At 41.8% G+C, this 22934-nt stretch carries 20 protein-coding genes; 9 read left to right on the top strand and 11 right to left on the bottom strand.

The window, feature by feature from the left end; translation table 11 throughout:
- Window position 1: 1 nt before the first annotated feature.
- The 7 genes from PR725_RS02150 to PR725_RS02120 all read right to left on the bottom strand — a co-directional run bounded on the left by PR725_RS02150 (window position 2) and on the right by PR725_RS02120 (window position 7779).
- A complete protein-coding gene (locus tag PR725_RS02150) occupies window positions 2–1570 on the bottom strand; it encodes an SLC13 family permease (protein ID WP_109912686.1) in 1569 nt (522 codons plus the stop codon).
- Window positions 1571–1660: 90 nt separating this feature from the next.
- The gene (locus tag PR725_RS02145) at window positions 1661–2293 is read right to left on the bottom strand and encodes a hypothetical protein (protein ID WP_117162591.1); all 633 of its coding nucleotides are present in this window, start codon (window positions 2291–2293) and stop codon (window positions 1661–1663) included.
- A 10-nt stretch (window positions 2294–2303) separates the two neighbouring features.
- Window positions 2304–2774, bottom strand: coding sequence for a CYTH domain-containing protein (locus PR725_RS02140; protein WP_109912684.1), 471 nt, complete (start codon window positions 2772–2774; stop codon window positions 2304–2306).
- Window positions 2775–2938: 164 nt separating this feature from the next.
- Complete coding sequence (locus PR725_RS02135; RefSeq protein WP_109912683.1) at window positions 2939–3910, bottom strand: LysR family transcriptional regulator; 972 nt, start codon at window positions 3908–3910, stop codon at window positions 2939–2941.
- A 242-nt stretch (window positions 3911–4152) separates the two neighbouring features.
- Window positions 4153–4653, bottom strand: a complete 501-nt coding sequence (locus PR725_RS02130) for a RidA family protein (RefSeq protein ID WP_004259262.1) — start codon at window positions 4651–4653, stop codon at window positions 4153–4155.
- Between the two features lie 123 nt (window positions 4654–4776).
- Window positions 4777–6195: an NAD(P)/FAD-dependent oxidoreductase gene (locus tag PR725_RS02125; RefSeq protein ID WP_004907849.1), complete on the bottom strand. Its 1419-nt coding sequence runs from the start codon at window positions 6193–6195 to the stop codon at window positions 4777–4779.
- Window positions 6196–7116: 921 nt separating this feature from the next.
- Window positions 7117–7779 carry a DUF1028 domain-containing protein gene (locus PR725_RS02120; protein ID WP_109912682.1) on the bottom strand — a complete coding sequence of 221 codons (663 nt, stop codon included), beginning with the start codon at window positions 7777–7779 and terminating at the stop codon, window positions 7117–7119.
- Between the two features lie 163 nt (window positions 7780–7942).
- Between PR725_RS02120 and PR725_RS02115 the strand changes: the two genes are divergently transcribed.
- From PR725_RS02115 to PR725_RS02090, 6 genes are read left to right on the top strand one after another with little or no spacing between them, the layout of a single operon-like run.
- The gene (locus tag PR725_RS02115) at window positions 7943–9502 is read left to right on the top strand and encodes an ABC transporter substrate-binding protein (protein WP_117162589.1); all 1560 of its coding nucleotides are present in this window, start codon (window positions 7943–7945) and stop codon (window positions 9500–9502) included.
- 55 nt (window positions 9503–9557) lie between these two features.
- Complete coding sequence (locus tag PR725_RS02110; protein WP_004907851.1) at window positions 9558–10505, top strand: ABC transporter permease; 948 nt, start codon at window positions 9558–9560, stop codon at window positions 10503–10505.
- The gene (locus PR725_RS02105) at window positions 10502–12316 is read left to right on the top strand and encodes a dipeptide/oligopeptide/nickel ABC transporter permease/ATP-binding protein (protein ID WP_117162588.1); all 1815 of its coding nucleotides are present in this window, start codon (window positions 10502–10504) and stop codon (window positions 12314–12316) included. The genes PR725_RS02110 and PR725_RS02105 overlap by 4 nt, the downstream gene beginning before the upstream one ends.
- Window positions 12316–13119, top strand: a complete 804-nt coding sequence (locus PR725_RS02100; RefSeq protein WP_004907854.1) for an ABC transporter ATP-binding protein — start codon at window positions 12316–12318, stop codon at window positions 13117–13119. Before PR725_RS02105 ends, PR725_RS02100 begins: the two co-directional genes overlap by 1 nt.
- A gap of 30 nt (window positions 13120–13149) precedes the next feature.
- Window positions 13150–13920 (top strand): FadR/GntR family transcriptional regulator, encoded by a 771-nt coding sequence (locus tag PR725_RS02095; protein WP_109912678.1) that lies wholly within the window; start codon window positions 13150–13152, stop codon window positions 13918–13920.
- Window positions 13921–13924: 4 nt separating this feature from the next.
- Complete coding sequence (locus tag PR725_RS02090; RefSeq protein ID WP_267751107.1) at window positions 13925–14986, top strand: osmoprotectant NAGGN system M42 family peptidase; 1062 nt, start codon at window positions 13925–13927, stop codon at window positions 14984–14986.
- Window positions 14987–15055: 69 nt separating this feature from the next.
- Here the strand turns inward: PR725_RS02090 and PR725_RS02085 are convergent, their stop codons facing one another.
- Window positions 15056–16390: a D-serine ammonia-lyase gene (locus tag PR725_RS02085; protein ID WP_272567364.1), complete on the bottom strand. Its 1335-nt coding sequence runs from the start codon at window positions 16388–16390 to the stop codon at window positions 15056–15058.
- A gap of 12 nt (window positions 16391–16402) precedes the next feature.
- Window positions 16403–17740: a D-serine transporter DsdX gene (gene dsdX, locus PR725_RS02080; RefSeq protein ID WP_109912675.1), complete on the bottom strand. Its 1338-nt coding sequence runs from the start codon at window positions 17738–17740 to the stop codon at window positions 16403–16405.
- 216 nt (window positions 17741–17956) lie between these two features.
- Between dsdX and dsdC the strand changes: the two genes are divergently transcribed.
- From dsdC to PR725_RS02065, 3 genes are all read left to right on the top strand, one after another.
- Window positions 17957–18928 (top strand): DNA-binding transcriptional regulator DsdC, encoded by a 972-nt coding sequence (gene dsdC / locus PR725_RS02075; protein WP_051128906.1) that lies wholly within the window; start codon window positions 17957–17959, stop codon window positions 18926–18928.
- 43 nt (window positions 18929–18971) lie between these two features.
- Window positions 18972–20012, top strand: a complete 1041-nt coding sequence (locus tag PR725_RS02070; protein WP_109912674.1) for a LacI family DNA-binding transcriptional regulator — start codon at window positions 18972–18974, stop codon at window positions 20010–20012.
- 125 nt (window positions 20013–20137) lie between these two features.
- Entirely contained in the window at window positions 20138–20605 is a 468-nt protein-coding gene (locus tag PR725_RS02065) for a hypothetical protein (RefSeq protein ID WP_109912673.1), read from the top strand.
- Between the two features lie 52 nt (window positions 20606–20657).
- Here PR725_RS02065 and ghrB read toward each other — a convergent pair whose 3' ends face one another.
- Together ghrB and PR725_RS02055 are read right to left on the bottom strand one after the other, a co-directional pair.
- Window positions 20658–21632: a glyoxylate/hydroxypyruvate reductase GhrB gene (gene ghrB, locus PR725_RS02060; protein ID WP_115168017.1), complete on the bottom strand. Its 975-nt coding sequence runs from the start codon at window positions 21630–21632 to the stop codon at window positions 20658–20660.
- A 10-nt stretch (window positions 21633–21642) separates the two neighbouring features.
- The gene (locus PR725_RS02055; protein WP_272567355.1) at window positions 21643–22923 is read right to left on the bottom strand and encodes an MFS transporter; all 1281 of its coding nucleotides are present in this window, start codon (window positions 22921–22923) and stop codon (window positions 21643–21645) included.
- Between the last annotated feature and the right edge of the window lie 11 nt (window positions 22924–22934).

Below are 22934 nucleotides of genomic sequence, written 5' to 3'. Positions count from 1 at the left end.
TTTACCAAAGATAACTATTAAATCCCATGAGTGGCATAATGTAATGTGTCCATAGTATTAGTAGTATCCAGATAAGAATGAGTTGAATCATACCATATTTAAATGAGTCACCGGTTGAATATTGGTCAGTCAAATAACTGATATTAGCAGGCTTAGAGTTAAAATAGAGAACATAAACCTGATTAATCATAAACGCCATTGGTAAACAGAAGCCAACTAAATCCCAGTTATATCGTTGAGCAATGGCAATAATAATAGGGAATAAAATAATTGTACGTGCTGTTTTACTTTCACTAATCAATGTGGTGAGTGCAAATACTGCGCTTAATACAGCGAAAACAAGCAGTTTTCCAGCACCTTGAGGGTCTATGTTCCAATGGTCAAAGGCTTTGTGGACATAAAGGCCGACAATATCCGTCTGGTCCATCATACCGCCTAATACGTAAGCACCAAAACTAAACATTAACATGTGCCATGGAATATCAGCATCATTCCATTTCATGACACCCATTGCTGGCAGCCGTGAAAAAGAGGGCATCAGGACAATACAAGCACCTGCTAATGCGACAACTTCAGCTCGTAAGCCTGTCCATTTACCCGTGGACCATAATAGTAAAACAAGAATAAATACGACCCCTGCTTTAATTTCACTGATTTTGACTTTACCTAATGCATTATATTCCGAGCGTAAGCGGTCCATGCCACCTTCGAGTTTCGGTGTTTTTTCTTCATCTGTAATCCTAAAAATAAACCGAGTCCCAGTCCACCATGCGACTAAACATTGAATGACAGCCAATGGGAATAGTGCAATAAACCAATCTTGATAAGTGACTAATGCACCTGCTTTTTCTAGCATTGCTGCCGCTAATAAATTGGCCGCAGAACCTGTTAAGAATGCGCTAGCGGAGACATTATTCGCCAGTAAGTTAAGGAGCACCATATTACGGCCAACATTGTTACGCTGAGCACCACCAGTGGCACCGTAGATAGCCGAAATCACCATAAATAATGGCAGCAGTAGTGCCGTTTTTGCCGAGGTTGCACTAATAAATGCACCAAAAATCAAGTTTAATGCCACAAAGCATAGGAATAACATGGTTAAATGATTTTTAGTTTTGAGTACTAGCATGAGTGAAATACGTTTTGCCAAACCTGTCGTAACTAATGCGCTCGCTAGGATAAAGCTGGCAATATTTAGAATCATGACGGGTTCACCTAGCATCGCGAAGGCAGGGCGCATTTTCATCACACCAGTAATGATAACGACAACAACGACAATTAATGACGTGAGATAATTTGGAATAGCTTCAGTGAGCCATAAAATCAGTGAAGCAACAAAAATCCCCATTGCACTATAGCAATGAGCTGCCGGAACTTTTGTTTGTGCTTCAAATACATCGATTGTCCCACACCATTGTAATTCGAAAAATAGAAATGAGAGAATAGCTAAAGGTACACCAATGAGTTTGAGATTTTGCATTAGTGCGCCAGCTTTGATATCACGGAATTTTTCTAATGAATAATTACGCATATCAAGTGGGTCAAAGCTTGGCTTACTATTTGCTGACATACATATCTCCTTTTATTATTATCATTCAAGGGTCGGTGTTATTTGACTCGACCCATATAGATGAACAACGATATGCATTACATAAAAGAGTTACATGCCAACAACACGCTTGGCGGCTTTCAAATAATTTGTATTAGGTAATTTGTTGATACCTAAGGCATTAACGACGGCTTGCATTTTTTCGTAATCTTCACTTTCACAACAAGCGGTTTCCATTAGTGCCCCATTGAACCAAACGCGTGCAAACTCACAAATAATGCCATCGACCATAAAGCCATAGCGCATTTTTTCAACGGTGACTGCATTGAGACAAGGGTGTTGGCGCACAATAGCTTTGAATTCCTCAATTTCATAGCTGTCTTTATCGAGAGGAATATCAACTTCAAGGTGAGATAAAATAATATTTAATTCTTCTTTTTTTACTGGAAATTGGAATTTACCTCTCGGTTGGAATATTTCATAGCCCTCTTTTGTTTCACCAACTTTAACTTTAATATCTAATAATCCATCACGTACTTTTACATTGGCATCATTCGTTTTTTCAGATAAAAAATAGGTTTCTATTGGCATTTTTCGCGCAGCGTATAAGGTTGCTTTGACATCCCAAATTTTAGTTTCTATTTCGTTAATAAGGTCATGTCCAAATATTCTAAATTCTGCTCGAGGTACTATTTTACTTGCATCTTCTTCTGATATCGCAATATTTTTAGTTAATGTATTCATAAAATTCCCCTTATTTTTTCCATGTGGTATAAGGATTAGCAACAAGATTAGAATTAAAATATTTGGGGTCTGAAGATATTTCGTCGCCTACCCATTCGGGTTTTTTAAAGGATTGGTTTTCATCGCTAAGTTCGACTTCAGCAACAATTAACCCTTCGTTAACACCAAAAAATTCATCTACCTCCCAAATTAAGCCATCGAAGGGGATTTTATAACGTTTCTTGTCGATAATGGGTTGTTCTGCTAATTGCGTCAGCATAGCAACACAATCAGCATGGGGAATTTCATATTCATATTCAGTTCGAGTAATACCGACGGTAATTCCTTTAATTGTTAAGAAGGCTTTATCATCGATAGTTCTTATTCTAACGGTACGTTCTTTCTGGCTATTTAAATAACCTTGGGTGTAACGAACACCATTGGCTAATTCTCTCCATGAATCACCCGATACTAAAAATTTACGTTCAATTTCTTTAGCCATTATGATTACTCCTGAGAAGAACAAAGTGGTTAATTTTTATTATTAACCATGCATTTTATTTAAAACCATCTTTGCACATTCATAGAGGAACCAAAAATCAGCAAGTTGTATGCGTAATATAAGTAAATATTATAGTTGCTTATCTGTTGTATAATTGATGCGATTTAGATATTTTCGGTATGAATAAGTTGCGCTATATCACTATTTAATGATATTTCGTCAGATATTTCGCGTAATAGCATAATAAATTGAAAAGCAGCTGCGGAAAGCGAACGATTAGTTTGATAAGTTAAATAATAATCTGCATCAACATCAAAGGCATTAATTTGTAGCTGGATCAATTTTCCAACACTAATATCATCGATAACACTTAAATAAGGCAACGCGGTAATCCCAAAACCACTTGCGACTAATCTTTTTGTCGCCTCTAAATTAGTGACAGTAATAATAGGGGGAGGGGAATCATGGAGTGCAATATGTGCTTTTAGCCAATCTTCAATTTTAGCACGAGTGCGTGTTCCCTTTTCCCTCATCACGAGAGAAGCGTTTGTGAACTCTTCTATTGTTAATGGACGCTGAAGTTGTAGAAGTGGAGAATTGGGACCGACAACGGCGATATAGGGCTCCCGGTGTAAGAATACTTGGTTTACATTCGGTACAATAGGGACTCGGCCTGCTAAACCAATTTCTGCCTCTTGTTCTGCTACCCAATCCATCACTTGCTGTGAATTGCCAATTTTTATTTTTATATGAATCAGCGGATAGCGAGTATTAAATTGTTTTAGGATATCTGGCAAATAATAACTGCCCATAACAGCAGTTGCTGCAATTGTTAGCGTTCCAGTTTGTAATAAATTTAAATCTTGAAAGACATGCTCTATCTCATCAAATAATGAAAATAATCTTTTGGTATAGCTATAGAGTACTTTTCCTTCACTGGTTAAGGTGATTTTTTTTCGGGAACGATCAAATAAAGCAACCCGTAGAGAATTTTCTAAACCTTGGATTTGTTGGCTAACAGCTGGTTGGCTCAAAAATAAAATATGTGCTGCTTGAGTAAAGCTACCACTTTTAGCCACGTAATGAAAAGTTTTAAGATGGTCTAAATTCATTCGACTGACAGTATTGTGAGTCATTTTTGTTTACCCGCGATGTCATATTTTTCAGCCCTGATCCGTTCTTTGAAATTATAAGTAGGTGTGAAACGGTTGCACAGAAAAGGAGTGATAATTTGTGACCGCACAGAGGATAGGGGGATAAATAATAGCGGTAGCGTGAAGTAATGTATCAAAAAAAGAATGGAATAGGGTTATTAGGGGGAAATATAATGGGGCATAATGATTATGCCCCATTATTGATTATTCTTCGTTAGAAGAACTTATTTTTTTGCAGCAGGGCGTACCGCTGTCACTTCGATTTCTACTCTCCAAGCTGGGTTAGCCAGTTTAGCGACTTGGAAGGTAGAACGAGCTGGCAGATTAGTAATTTTCTCAGACTCATAGAACTTGTTGTAACCAGCCATAAAGCCAGCGAAGTCCATAGTACCTTGAGTTTCTTCACCACCAACTAAGAATACTTGCATTTTAACAACGTCATTCATCGTCAAGCCCATACCTTCGAGGTTAGCTTGGATTTGTTTTAATACGTTGATTGTTTGTGCTTCGGTATTACCATAAGACTCTAAAACGCCTTCTTTTGCGTCAGCAGAGATTTTAGAAGGAACTTTTCCGCTTAGGAAAATGAGGTTGCCCGCGTTGATTTCTACTGATTCAGAGATAGGGAATCCTTTCACTGGAACGCGTTTAACATCATCGGCTGCATTCGCACTTGCTACACCTAAAATCAAAGGCAGAGAAAGCAATAAAGTTTTATAGCGCATGTAAACTCCTTAACATTATCAAAGTAAATAGGATCTATTAGTTTTATCAAAAATTAAACTTTCATGTAACTTTAAACTATTCGCTAATAGATCCACAGTAAAAATCGCTTTTTTTCCTGTTTTTTAGCTAAAACGGGAAAGTTTATACGGCGTAGGATCAATAAATGGTGTTTCGCCCATTAACAATTCTGCCGTTAATCGACCAGATGCAGGGCTTTCCGTCATACCCCAGCCTGTGGCGGTGTTGATGACTAGTCCTGGATACTGCTCGATTGTTGAAATAATTGGAATTTCATCATCCGTTGGTGCAACGGTACCACCCCAACGTTCAACCACTTTAGACTCTTTAAATACTGGGAATTCTTTTCTCAGTCTTTCCAGAACGCCATCTAAGTGTTCGTTGTTTGGTGTATTAGTTGCGGTACGGAACTCTTCAAAAGGTGTTTTCTCGTCTAAGTTCCAAGACGTTGCCATCATGAAGGAGTTGAATAAATCTTTACCAAGAGAGAACTCTAATGGTAATTCCCCGCCGCCTAATACGTGTAGGAATCTTGGTCCTAACAGGAAGCTGTCTTTTACGATAGAGCTAGTAAAGATACGTGGCGCAACGGCGTAGGTACCATCAGCTTGTTCACGGAAGTGAATACCGTTAGGTAAGTGGACGTTACCTTTTGGTGCGCCTGGTACGCCAGTAATACGCTGTTGTGATAGGTAAACGTTCAGTGTTGGAACATCAATGCCTAAGTTACCCATGAACAGACGCGACCAAATACCGCCCGTCAGAACAACACGAGAAGTTTTGATTGCACCTTTTTCTGTGACAACATCAGAAATTTTGCCGCCCGCCGTTTCAATACCACGTACTGCGCAATTGGTGTAGATGCGAATACCGATTGATTTTGCGTAGTTTGCCATGGTTGGTGTGACAACTTCAGGGTCAAGGCTACCTGAGTCTTCTTCAAATCCACCGATTTTCCATGGAGTTTGTGCATCAACCAGACGATTCGCCAGTTCAGTTCCTTCAATCATACGGGTACGTAAAGGTGTATCGAAACCTGGGTTTTCAGATGCAGATTTAATCCAGGCTCTTGAAATTTCTAAATCTTCTTCGCTTGAAGGTACTTCAACACGGCCTTGAACACGGTAGCTGGTATCAGCACCGATTTTTTCGTTCATGCCAAGCCATTGAATTTTTCCGTAATGGTGTAAAGGGAAAATAGCTGGGGAAGTCTTATAACTGATAATTTGGCTATATGCACGGCCTGATTGCTCACCACCGACAACACCTTTTTCACAGATAACAACATTAAGACCTTTTTCAGCAAGGTTAATTGCAGTCATGATCCCTTGAAGGCCGGCACCGATGATGACTGCATCTGCAGACTCTGGTAATTTGCCTTCTGTGCCAGCAACAGCTGGTACACGTGATTTAGTCGATTCAAAACGACCTTCACGATTGATCATAGGAACAACCGCAGCACCCCCTGCTAAAACACCAGCAGCACCAACCCCTAATAATAGCTTTCTTCTCGAGATTTTCATCTATAACCTCAATAACAATCTTGTTTTTTATATAGTAAATAATTTCAAATTGAGATTATGATCTTATCATATATTTCATAATTATTAAGTATGGGTAGCATTTGTTAATAAAGTTGGGTGAATGATTCGCGAAAGTAAATTGATATTGTCAGTGTTGTAAAGGGTTTGTCGGAGATTATGCTGTTTTTCTAATTTGTGATTTATTATTTTTTATAACTAACTGTCATGAAAAGTGTACGGGTGTAAATATAAATATTTCGCTTAAATAGTGTTATAAAGAGTGAAACCAAAATAAGGGATGAATATTTCATCACAGAAGAAAGTGCTGAATATCCCTTAAATGCTAAAGGGGGGGGTGAATATAAAAAATATGTTTTAAATGAAATAAATGAGTTATTTTTTGTTCGTTTGATTATTAATTATACGTAGAGTCAGAGCAATATAATTCATATTGATTTAAAAATACTCACTTATTTGTATGTATTTTATACATCTAGGTGGTGTTTTTTAATTTATTGATAATTATGATTATTTTGTTTTCATCTATTTTTTAGCGTAGTAACTGAGTGAGGGTAATAACCTAATTGTTATTAAGGTTAATAATCTTGATAAATTAACAAAGTGCATTTGTAGATTACGAAAAACCAGTCACTTTGATTACTTTGAGTATTATAGCTAAATAATTAGAGACTTTGGTTTCCACTACTGTGCAGCAAATGATTAAGATGCTGCAAGATAGAAATCAATTATTAAGAATATATTATAAAATAGTTTTTTTGGATGAATGAAAGAATTAAGAATAATAAAAAAATACATAATTATTCATTGAGTTAATAATAAAATGATTTATTAACCATTTTGTTTCAGGGTGTATATCATTAAATTATTTTACATTATTAGTCGATACACACCTAAATAGCATCAATTACGAGTGATATATTCATTTCCTGTAGGAATTTGTGCAAAAAAATCAGCATAATCTTCGGAACGAACCTGTTGAAGAATGATGGAAAGCGCTGATAGCGGTGCTTCTGACCAGTCACTGCGAATATCGATATCTGGATATTGTCGGTTATTCCATACTTTTAATGCAGCGGAACGGATCCCTCTGTAGTCACCACCTTTATCTGCACCTGCTTGCATGGCGATGAGTAATCGATCAGCCAGAGCTTGATGTGAGTTGTTATGGTAGCTCTGATAAATGGCATTCAGGACTTGCTCTCCAACTAACATATTTCCAGCAATGGCTAAGTTAGGCTCCGATAAACTTCCGCACCAAGGTAAGCAATTTTGGCCGGTCCAATCAGCTGTACCTCCATGATTATCAAGAACAATCAGCTGTCGTTGCTTCCGCTCAATATCTTGCGTTACAAGGTAGTCTAAGCTGTTATTTGCATTATGGCCTTGCTGCAAATATTCAATACCGGTTAAGCCTGCAATTGGGTTTGTCATTGCTTGAGTGGCGATGGCTCCCGTTTGGCTTTTACCGTGTAAGACTAATGCTCCAACCGCAGGACCACCTGTTGCCGTCGCTGCACCTATTTTTCCTGTCAATGGGCAGCGCGCCACAATTGAAAATGTCATTTTGCACCTCATAAATTAGACCTTGATCAAATTTATCATTATAAATTCTTGCTTGAAATATAATTTATCATCATAAATAAAGAAAAAGATAAAATTATTAACAAAATTGACACAAATCACACTTCACAATCATATGGCAATGTCAGTACTCGGGGAGGAGCGAATGAATATGCGTTTATGTAGGTGGATAGCCAGTTTTTGGCTTTTATGCTTTATTTCGCTACCGACATTGGCGGTGAACCACCCGAATGTTTTGTTATTAGGGCAAGTTGCAGAGCCGCAGTCATTAGACCCGCAAGTTGCAACCGCTGCGAATGATTCCCGAATTTTGGTTAACTTGTACGAAGGGTTAGTTCGTAATGCTGATGGCACATTAACGCTTGAACCTGCTTTAGCCCAATCATGGTCTATTAGTGATGATGGCCTCACATACACTTTCCACTTGCGTGAGAATATAAAGTTCCATGATGGCAGCCCCTTCAACGCGGATGCAGTCAAATTCACGTTTGAACGAATGTTGGATAACCAGCACCCGTATTACCATACTGGGCCATTCCCATTATCGTTTTTTTTCTCTGCGATAGACAAGATTACAACCCCGAATGACAAGACTGTGGTTTTTACCTTAAAAGAACCGTTTGCCCCGTTTTTATCAAACTTAGCCACACCCGCAGGGCTGATTGTTTCACCCGCAGCAGTAAAGCAATATGACAAAGACTTTAGTCGCCATCCCAGCGGAACAGGCCCCTTTAAATTTGATGAATGGACGGCAAACAAAAGGGTTGTCATATCCGCTAATGAAGACTATTGGGATGGTAGACCCAGCTTACAACATGTTGTTTTTCGGCCTATTACTGACGCCAATACCCGGGTAGCCGAAATGTTATCAGGGGGGATTGATGCCATGGTTGAAGTCCCTGCTGATAATGTCCCGTTATTTGTTAATGACAACCGCTTCCATGTTTATGAAGCTGTAGGACCTCATGTTTGGTATGCCATGCTTAATGCGTCTCAGCCACCGTTTGATGATGTGCGTGTAAGGCAAGCAGTTAACTACGCGGTAAATAAAGAAAATATTGTGAAATATATTCTTCAGGACTCCGCAGGCGTCGCACAAGGTCCGATTCCATCAGCTTTCGATTGGGCATTTGATGAAGAAACCAACGCTTACCCTTATGACCCTGAAAAAGCTCGCCAATTGATAGCAGAAGCGGGGGCACAAGGGCAAAAAATTATTTTTTATGTCACCGAAGGGGGCTCAGGAATGTTAGACCCGATTCCTATGGCTACTGCTATTCAAGCTGACCTAAAAGCGGTTGGTTTAGCTGTCGAAATTCAAACCTTTGAGTGGAATACCTACTTATCCAAGGTCAATGCAGGCCTCAAACAAGCGCATATGGCCGAAATGGCGTGGATGACGAATGACCCAGATACCTTACCTTTTTTAACCTTGCATAGCGCTTCTTGGCCGGATAAAGGCGGATTTAACTCCGGTTATTACAGTAACAAGCAACTGGATGAATTGTTAGATAAAGCGCGGGTCACAAATAACCTTGAGGAGCGCGCTCAGTTATATCGACAAGTTCAAAAAATTGTTCATCAAGATGCACCTTGGTTGTTTGTGGCGAACTGGAAGCAAAATGCGGTCGCTAATGAGCATGTTAAGCATTTCAAATTGCAGCCTAATTTTAACTTATTACTTAAAGACGTTCGTAAAGATTGATTAATTAATGTGAGTTAGCTATTCAATTAATTATTTGATTTTATGGGGAAAAACTATGTGGTTATACTGTTTGAAACGCATTTTAGCGACCATACCCATACTGATTGGTTTGACGTTAATTGTCTTTTTTATCATGGCAATGATCCCTGGAGAGCCAGCTCAAGCACTGCTTGGCCCTTGGGCGACTCCTGAAAATGTGGCTAGAGTAAAAACAGAGCTTGGGTTGGATAAGCCGTTATATCAGCAATATTTTATTTGGATGAATAATTTGATTTCGGGAGATTTTGGCCGCTCATTTGTCCTTAACCGACCTGTTGTTGATGAGGTTTTAGAGCGATTTTCTGCCACATTAATTTTGGGCGGAAGTGCGCTGTTACTCAGCTCAATTTTAGGGCTATTGGCCGGGGTTCTTTCTGCCATTCGTCAATTTAGTTGGAGTGACCGATTTATTACACTCGCCGTTTTATTGGGTATCTCAATGCCATCTTTTTGGATTGGTTTATTGATGATTATGCTTTTTTCTGTTCAATTACAATGGTTTCCGGCATCTGGAATGTACGATATTTGGCAAGGCGGTGGCCTGAGCGATTTATTGCATCACCTTGTTTTACCTGCTGTGACGCTTTCATTGGTTGCGACAGGGGTGATAGCACGTTTGACGCGCACAGCAATGTTAGAAGTACTGCGACTTGATTTTATTCGCACCGCAAGGGCAAAAGGCTTAAGTGAGCGCAAAGTGATTTTCCGCCATGCATTTCGTATGGCATTAGTTTCCGTTATTCCCGTCATTGGTATCCAAGCAGGCTTTGTTTTTGGTGGGGCGGTATATATTGAAACCGTTTTTCAATGGCCGGGGCTAGGCGCCATGTTGGTGAAGGCTGTGGCAACCCGTGATTTATTTTTAGTCCAAGGGGGCGTATTGATTGCCGCGGCGTCCTATGTCTTTATCAATTTACTTGCGGATGTTGCGCAAGCCATATTAGACCCGAGGTTGAAATCATGAGCCAATCTGTGACCCCTGTTATTCAGCATCGTCATCACCAATCGGTCGGCTCGTTACTGCTAGCGAACCGCCTAGCAACTTTGGGGCTATTTACTTTATCTATCATTATGCTCTTGGCATTCTTAGCGCCTTGGCTCCCCCTTGCTAATCCTGATGAAACTGATTTAGTTAATCGGCTACTTCCCGCTTTTTCGTCTGGTCATTTATTAGGTACTGACCATTTAGGGCGAGATATTTTATCTCGATTGCTGTGGGGAACGCGAGTGTCTCTATTAGTCGGTATTTCAGCAACACTAATCGCTGCAATATTCGGCACCCTGATTGGTTTAGTGGCTGGGTATGTCGGCCATCGCACCGATACATTATTGATGCGTTGTATTGATATGCTAATGGCATTTCCATACATTCTATTGGCATTAGCCATTGTCGCGGTACTTGGGCCAGGGTTACTCAATGCGTTATATGCGATCGCATTAGTGAATATTCCCTTTTTTGCTAGGAATATTCGTGGGTTAACAGTGGGTTTACGCGATAGGGATTTTATTCAAGCAGCTAGGTTGTCAGGTAAAAACCATTTACAAGTCCTATTAACGGAAGTGTTACCGAATGTCTTGCCAATCATTGTGGTTACTATGTCAACGACCATCGGTTGGATGATTTTAGAGACGGCAGGTTTGTCATTTTTAGGGCTAGGTACTCAGCCACCTAATGCAGACTTAGGTTCAATGCTAGGACAAGGGCGCGCACAGATGTTTGTCGCTCCTCATGTGGCATTGGTACCCGGTATTATGATCTTTCTTATTGTGATTAGTTTTAACCTGCTAGGGGATGGCGTGCGTGACATTCTTGATCCCCGGTTAAAATCGGGAGCCTTACAGCGATCACAACCAATGACACAAACCGATAGAGTTAATATTCCTGCGAAAACGGGAGGTGAACAAGCGGTATTAGAAGTCAAAGATTTGTCGGTTGCTTTTCGCCAAGGAAATCAATTACGTTTAACTGTAAAAGGGATCAGTTTTACTGTTGGGGCGGGGGAGTGTCTAGGGTTAATTGGGGAAAGCGGCTCGGGTAAGAGTGTCACCGCTTTATCTGTGATGGGGCTGCTCGCATCACCTCCGGCATTGATTACGGCGGGGGGAATTTATGTGGAACACGAAGAAATGCTGTCATTGCCGCTATCTGTTATGCAGCGCCGTCGCGGTGCGAAGGTTTCATATATTTTCCAAGACCCACTGACGACGCTCCATCCCCAGTTTACCATCGGTGTGCAATTACGTGAGGCCATCACCGCTCACCAATCTTTGTCACTCTATGAGGCGAAAAACAAAGCCATTGAATTGTTGGACAGCGTCGGGATCCCAGATGCGCGAGAACGTTTCGATGCCTATCCCCATGAGCTTTCGGGCGGACAGCGCCAGCGGGTAGGGATCGCAATGGCTCTGGCTAATGACCCCGTGTTGATTATTGCTGATGAGCCGACCACCGCATTAGATGTCACAGTACAAGCGCGAATTCTAGAATTACTTGACCAGCTACGCCGTGATCGCGGTGTTGCGCTCTTATTTATTACCCATGATTTTGCGGTCATTAACCAAATTTGCGACCGTGTTGCGGTGATGCAGCAAGGTGAGATAGTCGAAACCGGTGATACGCAAACGGTATTACGGCAGCCTCAGCATCCTTATACACAACGTCTGATCGCCAGTGTACCTAAGTTAGGGGAAGGACGTGGGTTTTTAAAACAAGTCCAACAACTCTATGGTCATCAGCCCGATAGTAATGATTTGACATCGGCACAGGAGGTTTAATGAAAAAAGTGATTGAGGTTAATCAGTTAGTGAAAACCTTCGGGCAGCCAAGAAGCCTATTTCACCCTCGAGGGCGCCAAGTTCATGCATTAAAAAATATTTCTTTATCACTTTATGAAGGTGAAACTCTGGCGGTGGTTGGGGAGAGTGGCTCAGGAAAAAGTACTTTAGCACGTATTTTAGTTGGCTTGGACCGCGAGACCTCAGGAGATATTACTGTCTTAGGACAAACTCGTGCAGAGTGGCAGCAGCAAGGTGCGCGAGCTTTTGGGCAAGCCATTCAGTATGTTTTTCAAGACCCTGTCGCATCTTTGAACCCGCGAAAAACCATTGGAGAAACTTTGTCTGTTCCGTTGAAATATTTAAAACACATGAACTCATCACAAAGAGCGGCTCGGCTGGCGGAATTACTTGAGGCCGTCAATATGCCAATCGATGCTTTAGCTTGTTATCCCCATGAGTTTTCGGGAGGGCAAGCACAGCGGTTAGCCATTGCGAGAGCTTTAGCCGCAGATGCACGAATATTAGTACTAGATGAGCCGGTTAGTGCGTTGGATGTTTCGGTACAAGCGCAAGTTTTGTTGTTACTAGAACAACTTAAACAACAGTTTTCGTTATCCTATTTATTTATTAGTCACGATTTAGCGGTAGTGGAATCAATAGCAGATCGAGTCGCCGTACTCTATTTAGGGGATTTGCTAGAATGTCGAGATACCCGCAGCTTATTTGCCGCACCGGAGCATGAATATACGCGAAATTTATTGGCTAGTGCCCCTCGTATTCGTGTTGATTCAGTCGCTTAGAAACTTATTTAAACCAGTTGAGAACCTAATATGAGCACCAATAAGCCGACAACGATAGAACCAGTACGTATTAAGCGGACTGATGAAATCGTCAATGCAATAAAAGAAACTATCATGGCCGATAACCTCATACCCGGTGACCGTTTGCCACAAGAAAAAGAACTTATTGAACATTACAACGCCAGCAAAAGTACTGTGCGAGAAGCACTGAAATCACTGGAAGTTCAAGGGTTAATTAAAACGAAAACCGGGCCGGGTGGTGGTGCGTTTATTGATTCCATGACTGAATCGCGAGCAATGAGTTTGTTATCGAACTATTTGTTTACGCGGGATATATCAATCAAAGATATTTATACGTTACGTAAATTACTAGAACCGGTGGTTGCGGTTAGTGCGATTGACAACATCGATAATGACGGTATCCAGAAGCTATACGATACCATCGCCATTTATGACCATGAACCCGCAGATGAAAACGAACGTTGGCAGCAACGGATGGCAGAACTGGATTTTCATGCGGTGGTTGCCAGCTATTCCGATAACGTTTTATTAGTGTTTATTTGCCACTTTTTACAGCGTTTACTCAAAGATTTAGCGGTTTGTAAGGACATTTATTTAAAACCTGAGCCCGTCGACAGGCGCCAAGGTATTGAATACCAATATCAATTAATCGAGGCTTTACGCCGTAAAGACGCCGAGAAGGTTCAATCGGTGATGGAAGCACACATGGCCTACGCAGAAAAAGCTATGTTAGCGCTACAAGCCACATTGCAAGAACGTTTTTTAAGTGAAGATAGGTAACGTAATGATAGATAAAGCATATCTGACCTCTGTATTAACAACATTGTTATGTACGCCTAGCCCGGTTGGGATGACTGAACAAGCCGTTGCGCGGACACATCAATGGTTGACTGAGTTGGGATTCACGCCGAAATATACACGCCGTGGAGTGCTATATATTACGCTTGGCTCTGAAGAACCTAAACGTGCATTAGCCGCACACCTTGATACGCTTGGGGCGATGGTGACACAACTCAAACCAAATGGGCGCTTGGCACTGCGTAATACAGGCACATGGGCAGCACGCTTTGCGGAAGGTGCAAGGGTGACGGTATTTAGTGACAATCACCAATATCGCGGCACTATTTTGCCATTAAAAGCGTCTGGGCATCGCTTTAATACTGAAGTTGATACTCAAATTGCGGATTGGGATAATTTAGAAATTCGCCTTGATGCCCCTTGTTATAATTTCGCTGATTTACAATCCCATGGCTTAAATGTCGGTGATATTGTTGCGGTTGATGCACAACCCGAATTTATTGATAACGGCTTTATTGTATCGCGTCATTTGGATGATAAGGCTGGATGTGCGGTGATGTTAGCCGCATTAAAATCACTGGTGGATGATGGCGTTGTGCCTGAGGTGCCTTGCCAAATGATGTTCACAATTTCAGAAGAGGTCGGAATTGGCGGTACACACGGTTTTGGTTCGCAAGTTCAAGAATTGTTAGCGATTGATAACTCAGTTTCTGCCCCAGATCAAACCACACGAGATGACGCATTGACTTTAGCCTTTCGTGACAGAACCGGCCCGTTTGATTTGGCAATTACACGACATTTGCTGCAATTATGCCAGCAGTATGATATTCCTCACGTCCGCGATACGTTTAAACATTATCGTTCTGATAGTGCTGCGGCCATTGATGCCGGATGGGATATTCGTGCGGCTTTAGCGTGTTTCGCACTAGACAGCTCCCACGGCTGGGAAAGGACTCATTTGGACTCGTTAGTGGCGCTCGCGACCTTAGTGAGACGTTATATTGAAAGTAATTTAGTGCCATTACCGGGGCAATTATTACAAAGCTAATAAGGTGTGGTTGATACTAAAAAGCCCTCTTCTCATTGAACGCGAAGAGGGCGTTGAATACATTAATTGTTAACTTAGGTTGGCTTGTGATAAATATTTTTGCATCTCATTCACAGGCACCATACCGCCCCCCGTTGCCCATACAAGATGTGTTGCGTTGGCCAGTTTCGTCGGCGTGAGGGATTTGGATTGCAAATAACCCGTGTTTTGCGTGACATGTACGCAGCCAGTCATACCTGCCAAGGCTGACGGTTCTAATTTAATCGACTCAGTTTGGTTGAGTAAACCTAACAGGTTATACATTTCGCTATCGTCAATGGTGTAATAACCATCAATAAGCCGCTCCATTGCACGCCCCACAAAACCGGATGCACGGCCAACTGCCAGCCCGTCTGCGGCGGTGATATTATCAATACCAATTTCTTGGACTGACACACCATCATGTAGGCCAGTATGCACTCCTAGCAGCATACAAGGCGAGTGCGTTGGTTCGGCAAATAAGCAATGGACGGCATCACCAAAGGCCAGTTTTAACCCGAAAGCGACACCACCGGGGCCACCGCCGACACCACAAGGTAAATAGACAAATAGCGGGTGGTCGTTATCCACAGTAATCCCTTGCTCTAAAAATTGTCTTTTTAGACGAAGGCCTGCGACAGCATAGCCGAGAAACAGGGTGGTTGAGTTTTCATCATCAATAAAAAAGCAGTTAGGATCTTTTTCGGCTTCTTTACGGCCTTGTTCGACGGCGATGCTATAATCTTGTTCATATTCCACCACATTCACACCATGGGAACGTAACTTGTCTTTTTTCCATTGACGCGCATCTGCGGACATATGCACACTGACGCTAAAGCCGAGTTTAGCGCTCATAATGCCGATGGACATACCAAGGTTACCGGTTGAACCGACTGCAATACGGTATTGGCTAAAGAATTGGCGAAATTGTTCAGAGAATAAAATTTCGTAATTATCATCTGTCGATAAAATACCGGCGGCTAAGGCAAGTTTTTCCGCATGAGTGAGTACTTCATAGATCCCCCCTCGGGCTTTAATTGACCCCGAAATTGGCAGGTGACTATCTTTTTTCAGTAACATTTTTCCCGCGATTGGTGTTTGATAACGTTTTTCCAGCGCGGCTTGCATGTTTGGAATATCGATAACTTCAGATTCGATAATTCCTTGTGTTGCTTGAGTTTCTGGAAACGCTTTCATCAAATAAAGCGCAAAGCGATTTAAGCGCGCTTCTGCATCTTGCACATCTTCAATGGTTAGCCCGACATAAGGCAAACCCGCTTGTGTCGTCGTGACATTTGGGTTGAACCACGCAATTTGCTTTAAATCGATTAAGTCCTGAACTAAAGGGTAGTCAGCAATTAACTTATCAACATTTATCTGAGTCATAATTACTCTCTTTTAAATCACAAATGAAAGTGCAAAAGTCCCTGCCAGCGCGACGAAAGATGCAATCAACGTGGCGACACTGTAAAAACGGAATGTTTCGGCTAAAGTGGCATTACAGTACTGTTTGACTAACCAGAACAGCGAGTCAGTGACGATAGTGCAACCAATTGCGCCTGAACCAATGGCTAATGTCATGATTTCTGGGCTAATATGCGGGTACATTGGCATTAGCGGAGCCACAATCGCAGTTGCGCCCATCATCGCAACAGTGGCAGAACCGACTGCGGCATGCAGGATGATTGCCACTAGCCAGGCCAGTAAGATTGGGTGCATATCAATACCCGATAGCACCATCGCTAAGGAGTCACTCAGCCCACTGCCTTTTAAGATACCGTTAAATGCCCCTCCCGCACCGATAATCAATAAAATATTAGCGATTGAGCTAAAACTCTCTTCGGTTTTGCTGAGTAATACGCTCATTCCCATATTACGTCGGATCCCTAACATGTAATAAGCGACAAAAGCGGCAATAAACATAGCGGTTATTGGGTTACCAATAAACTGTAAAAAGGTAAATAACTGATTATCTTTGCTCATGTTTAAATCAGCGGCTGTTTTGATCAACATGAGGATAATTGGCAGTAAAACGGTAAACAGTGTGGCACCGAGAGACGGTAAATCTTTCTCTTCTCGTACTTCGAGGTCAGAGAAGGCTTCTGGCACCGTTTTAAATGGTAAGCGGTCACCTAAGAACTTAAGGAACAGCGGCCCACCCACTAATGACGCGACTAAGCCTACTGCGAGCCCTGCCACAATCACTGTACCAATGTCAGCACCTAATTCATTTGTGACAAAGAGAGCCGCAGGGTGTGGTGGTACAATACAGTGTACCGCCATCAGTGCGGTACATAATGGGATAGCCAGTTTTAATAACGAGGTATTGGTTTTTTTCGCAATAGAAAAAGCTAATGGGATTAGCAGGACAACGCCCACCTCAACAAACAGCGTAATACCGCAGATTAAGCCAATCAGCACCATGGTAACGTCAGGCGTTAACCAACGGCTCTTTTGTAATGTCACCCCAATGCGCTCTGCTGCACCGGAGATTTCCATCATTTTACCGAGTATAGTCCCCAAACCGATAATAGCGGCTAAAAACCCAAGTGTACCCCCAATGCCATTTTCGATGGCGCTGACCATCTCTAATGGGTTCATTTGCATGGAGATACCGACAAAGAAGCTGGCGAGTAAAAGTGCTAAAAAAGGGTGAAACTTAAACTTAATAATTGAAACGATGATTAGTAAAATACTGATAACTAAAGTACCAATCATCCACATTGTAGAGTCCATATCCTACCTCTGATCATCTTGTTGTTGTTCTTCTATTGGATAATAAATATTCAGAGGTGACAAACGATGAAACATGCAGTTTAGATGAACTAAATTAACCCAAGGCTGTGATATTAGTCATGTAAATTGGATTTTAGAGTCTTTGGGACACCTAAATTCATCTTAAAATGGGTATTATAGGGATTATTAGGCATCATGGTTTTTATTGGGGGCATTGTGTCGGCAAATTTCAATCAATTTGAGCAATCTGGATTTATTCAATGGAATAAACGGCTATCAAGTTATCAACTATCGCGCTTGCATACCTTTGAAGCAGCAGCACGGCATCTTTCTTTTGCCTTAGCGGCGCAGGAACTTTCGTTAACACCAAGTGCAGTTAGTCACCGAATTAACATGTTAGAAGGGGAATTGGGGTTTAAATTATTTGAGCGTTTTCATCGGCGTATTGAGCTAACCTCTGACGGGGAACGAATTTACTGGGCTCTACGTAAAAATTTGGATGATATTAACCAAGAAATCATTGATATCAAAAACCAAGAAATCTCGGGTGAACTGACGGTGTATTCACGGCCATCTATCGCTCAGTGCTGGTTAATCCCCAAAATTGCAGATTTTGCTAATCAATACCCCTCAATTCAGTTGAATCTCTTAACGGGAAACGATGATGTTAATTTTCGTGGGTATGGTATTGATATTGCTATTTATTATGATGATATGACAAGATCTAATCTGTATTGTGAGGATTTGATGACTGAATCTATTGTGCCTGTTTGTAGCCCGCAATACGCGCAGCAATATGATTTACTTAATAATATTCATCAACTAAAAAATTGCACTTTATTACATGACCGTCAGGCATGGAGTAGCAACTCCGATTATGATGAATGGAAAGCGTGGAGTGAGCATTACCAGTTGGCACTGTTTCCACATCGTCGCAACCTGTGCTTTGATCGTTCCGATTTAGCGATTGTTGCCGCAATGAACCATGCCGGTGTGGCAATGGGGCGTAAACAATTGGTTGAAAAACGGCTGAAGCGACAAGAACTGGTGATGCCATTTGGCGATATTTCGCTGAAGTGCCAACAACGCTATTATTTTGCCATGTTGAATGAAAAACGAAACCCAAAGGCAGATATATTTATTCAATGGCTAAAACAGCAAGTTAACGCAATACCGCAAGTAAAATGACACTTATTCGAGTAAGATAACCACTTGGTGATGTTTTTAGAGAATGGAAAAACCGAAAGCTATGGCCCCGAAAACGCAAAAAGTTGCCACGATCAAAGATGTCGCTGCCAAAGCTCAGGCAGGGAAAACCAGTATCTCACGTTATTTGAATGGTGAATTTCATTTGCTTTCAGATAATTTGCGTCAACGTATTGAAAGCGCTATTCGTGAATTAAACTATCGGCCAAACCAAATGGCGCGTAGCTTGAAACATGGGCGGACAGGCTTGATCGGTTTGATTATTGCCGATATCGGTAATCCATTCTCTGTTGAAGTGCTAAAAGGGGTGGAAGCCGAGTCAATCAAACAAGGTTTTATGACCGTCGTTTGCAATGCGGATAACAGCATTGAACGTGAATGCCAATTTATTCAACTGTTAAAAGGTTACCGCGTGGATGGGCTTATCATAAATTCAGCGGGTGTTAACGAACAATTTATTGACGTACTGAAAGAAACCACCCTGCCTTTTGTCTTATTAGATAGAAAAATCGACAATTTTCCCAGCGATATGGTTGGATTAGATAACCCCGCATCCGCACAAATGGCCTTTAATCATCTGGTTGAACAAGGGTTCGAAGCGATTTGCTTCGTTACTGAGCCTATTGTGTATAACAGTGCACGCCAAGAGCGCTTACAGACATTCCAAGCGTTATCGCAGAATCATCAACATATTCAAAGCGAATTTCATGAAGTCACCTTGCCTGATCCGGCAAAATTAGAAGCCATCGTTGCTGATTTTTGTACTGCACATCGTGGTATGCGTAAAGTGATTGTCGCCGCCAATGGCGTACTGACCTTGCAGCTGGCGTATGTCATGAATAAACAAGGGTTACGCTGGGGGACAGATATTGGCTTTTTAAGTTTCGATAACCTCGAATGGGCTGCATTAGCTGGGCAAGGGGTGACCTCGGTGTCTCAACCGACAGCGGAAATGGGGCACAAGGCGGTGGAGTGCTTATTAGAAAAACTGGAAAACCCGGATAAACCTCCAATGCAATACTTATTTAATGGGGAATTGCTGATCCGTAAATCGACGACATTGTAGCTTTTGAACGCTAAATTGTTCGGCTCTTAAGATTTGGTTACCATTTTTCAATTTAGCTTAAGGTGTATTGCAGGTATATTGGCATGTAGATTACGTTATAACCATTTTGAGAGTGTAGGGAACATATGAAAAAGATAGGGATATTATTGCTAGCTAGCCTTATTTTAGCGGGGTGTAGCACCAGAAGTCAGGTTAAAGAATATACCTGCCAAGTTGACCAAAGTTATAATCACATCACGATAGAGCGTAATGGTAAGTTTTTCTTCCCCACCGGTGCCAGTAAAGTTCAAATCTTTTTCAATAATAATCAAATTAATGTTGTTGATTTTGTTGGCTATGAGTATATGAGTTATCCGCTAGTGAAAAGCACAGAGCAGCAACGTGTTGAGAAAATAAAAGATTTTAATGTTGTGATCAACAAAGGTGATTTTTATTCTGATGTCAATGGCATGTTGGAGATTTACTCACCCAGCCAAAAAACCATCGGATTATATTATTTAGCGCCGTCAACCAGTAAACTTAATTCTATCCAGTTTCTGACGGAGTGCGAGCGAACAAATTTTGCTCGTCAGGGCAGTACCCATAGCCACTAACTCTTTATTTAAAAGCCCTAATTTATATGATTAGGGCTCGATAGTATTTCTGCTATTTCCTAATTTCAGGATTTACACAGTTCTTGCTCAGATCGCCATTTAAGGCTGCAATCAAGTTATCGACGGCACATTCTACCATCGCATAGCGGGTCTCATGGGTCGCAGAACCGATATGCGGCAGTGCGACGACATTAGGTAGCGTGAGTAGTTTAGAGTTGCAGGGAAGGGGTTCAACTTCAAACACATCTAAACCTGCACCTTGAATTGTGCCTCTTTCTAATGCGTCGATCAGCGCGGCTTCATCAACGATCCGGCCTCTTGAACCGTTGATCAAAAATGCACTGGGTTTCATTTTTGCCAACTCATTTTTACCGATCAACTTTTCGGTTGATGCTGATAATGGCAGCACGACACAGACAAAATCAGATTCTGCCAGCAACGTATCGAGGTCACAACGGCGTGCGTTAAGTTGGTTTTCTGCATCAGGATGGGTATGGTTATTGTAATAGAGAACCGGCATTCCGAAGCCTAAATGAGCGCGTTTGGCAACGGCATAGCCAATGCGTCCCATACCTAAAATGCCGATAGTTTTACCATTCACATTACTGCCGTATGCATCTTCACCAATGCTTTTTGTCCATTGGCCATTTTTTACCATTTCAGCCATTTCGATAATGCGGCGTGCACTGCAAAGCACTAACGTAAAAATGGTATCCGCAGTTGTTTCGGTTAATACATTAGGCGTATGCATCAAGGCGATCTTTCTGGTATTCATTGCATCAATATCAAATTGGTCGATACCAACGGAAATGGTCGATGCCGCTTTCAAATTTGGGGCATTGGCAATGTCACCCGCGGTAATAGGATAACTGGCCCCGATAATGCCGTCAGCGCTGGATAACGCTTGTTTAAAGTTAGCGAGATTCTCAGGTGTAATGCTGTCAAATGCAGTGACATTAAAGTGCTGTTGTAGCCGCTCAAGTTGATCCGCGGGAATGGATTTATATAAAATAATGTTCTGTTTCATAGTATCCCTTTTAAGCATGTTTCGTGATGACCGCATCACTATTTTGTTCTTGGCTTGATTTGACAATTAAGGTAAAGAAGACCGAGGCTAATAGTGCGAGCCCCATAAACATATACGAAGCAATTGGGCTACCGGTCGCCCCATTTAAATAGCCAACAAACCATGAACCAAAGAATGAACCTAATGCGCCCATACTATTGATTAATGCCATTGCACCACCTGCAACGTTCTTTGGCAACATTTCAGGAATGATAGCGAAGAAGGGCCCATACGGAGCGTACATTGCAGCGCCTGCAATCACCAATAAGGTATAAGAGAACCAGAAATTCGTGCTACCGAGCAGATATGAGCCGAGGAAACAAACCGCCCCAAGCAAAAGCATTGGCCAAACGAATAGTTTACGGTTATGCATACGGTCAGATGCCCATGACACGAGGATCATGGCTAAGGTTGCAGCAAGGTAAGGCACGGCAGAAAGCCAGCCTGTTTCTACCATTCCAAGGTTGGATGCCCCACGAATAATAGATGGCAACCACAGTACAAAACCATACACCCCAATGCTCCAACAAAAATATTGAGCGCATAGTAAAATCACATTACGAGACTTAAAAGCTTCGCGGTAATTGCGAACAGGCTTGATATTTTTTTGTTCGTCACTAAGAATTTTATCTAATGTCTCTTTTTCAGTCTGGCTGAGCCAGCTCACTTGGCTGGGTTTATCACGTGCAGTTCTCCACCAGAAAAAAGCCCACAAAATCGCAGGAACCCCTTCAATGATAAACATTTCCCGCCAACCGAATGCCTGAATGAGGTAACCGGATAGCACAGACATCCACAGCACTGTAACTGGGTTGCCTAAAATTAAAAAGGTGTTGGCGCGTGACCGTTCTGACTGAGTAAACCAGTTACTGATATAGATAAGCATCGCAGGCATGACTGCGGCCTCAACGACTCCAAGGCTAAAGCGAATAATTACCAACATCGGAATATTGCTGACCATCCCTGTTAGGCTAGCAAAAATTCCCCAGAGAAAAATACAGGCAAAAATCAGTTTGCGGACACTGCGCTTTTCCGCGTAAATAGCGCCAGGTATTTGGAAAAAGAAATAGCCAAGGAAAAATAATGAGCCGAGTAGCGACGACATCCCTTTGGTAATACCTAAGTCGGCATTGATACCTGCGGCGGCGGCAAAGCTGTAGTTTGCTCTATCCAAATAGGCAAGGCTATAGGTGATAAACACGATTGGCATGATGCGCCACCAACGTGACATTGCTGGAGTATTCATTGTCATAATCGATTTCC

The sequence above is a fragment of the Providencia sp. PROV255 genome, assembly GCF_028478065.1.
Taxonomy (GTDB): domain Bacteria; phylum Pseudomonadota; class Gammaproteobacteria; order Enterobacterales; family Enterobacteriaceae; genus Providencia; species Providencia rettgeri.
Note: the sequence above shows the minus strand (reverse complement) of the source record. Positions and strands in the feature narration are given on the sequence as shown.